At 47.4% G+C, this 833-nt stretch carries 2 tRNA genes and 2 rRNA genes; all 4 read right to left on the bottom strand.

The features are described from left to right. Positions 1–140 precede the first annotated feature (140 nt). Positions 141–217, bottom strand: a tRNA-Asp gene (locus DPF91_RS21830). 94 nt (positions 218–311) lie between these two features. Beyond that, positions 312–427: ribosomal RNA gene (rrf, locus tag DPF91_RS21835) — 5S ribosomal RNA — on the bottom strand. Positions 428–435: 8 nt separating this feature from the next. Beyond that, positions 436–511, bottom strand: a tRNA-Thr gene (locus DPF91_RS21840). A 60-nt stretch (positions 512–571) separates the two neighbouring features. Continuing rightward, a 5S ribosomal RNA gene (gene rrf, locus DPF91_RS21845) occupies positions 572–687 on the bottom strand. Positions 688–833 lie beyond the last annotated feature (146 nt).

An 833-nucleotide genomic window follows, 5' to 3' on the forward strand; every position in this document is an offset into this window, starting at 1 on the left:
ACGTCCCCCGGCGTGATAGGCCGCGTTCTTTTAAACATAGCCTAACCAACTGAACTACCACTCTCTAGTGGTGATCGTTAATTTTACCTTGCTCCAAATGCAAGAAAGCCTCAGCATTTCTGCTGAGGCTTCTTAATAAGTGGCGGAGTGGACGGGACTCGAACCCGCGACCCCCGGCGTGACAGGCCGGTATTCTAACCAACTGAACTACCACTCCGCAGTGGTATTTTTTACTAAATAAAGTCTTATGGTTAGATTGCTTTATCTAGTTTTGCCTCCAGATTGTTTAAAATCTGAAAACAAGTAAACAAGCCTGGCGATGACCTACTCTCACATGGGGAAGCCCCACACTACCATCGGCGCTATTGCGTTTCACTTCTGAGTTCGGCATGGAATCAGGTGGGTCCACAACGCTATGGTCGCCAAGCAAATTCATGGTGCTAGTACCCAGATTTGAACTGGGGACCTCACCCTTACCAAGGGTGCGCTCTACCAACTGAGCTATACCAGCAAAATTTTGCTTGATAGACGAAAAAACCCGCTTTACAAGCGGGTTTTTTCTTAATTTAAAGCCTGGCGATGACCTACTCTCACATGGGGAAGCCCCACACTACCATCGGCGCTGTTGCGTTTCACTTCTGAGTTCGGCATGGAATCAGGTGGGTCCACAACGCTATGGTCGCCAAGCAAATTCTTTAATTCGGAAAGCTGTTTCGTTCTACACTACATTCAATGTTCTTATTTGAGTCCATCAAAACCCCTTGGGTGTTGTATGGTTAAGCCTCACGGGCAATTAGTACAGGTTAGCTCAACGCCTCACAACGCTTACACAC

This window comes from Vibrio maerlii, assembly GCF_003415655.1.
In the GTDB taxonomy this organism is placed as follows: domain Bacteria; phylum Pseudomonadota; class Gammaproteobacteria; order Enterobacterales; family Vibrionaceae; genus Vibrio; species Vibrio maerlii.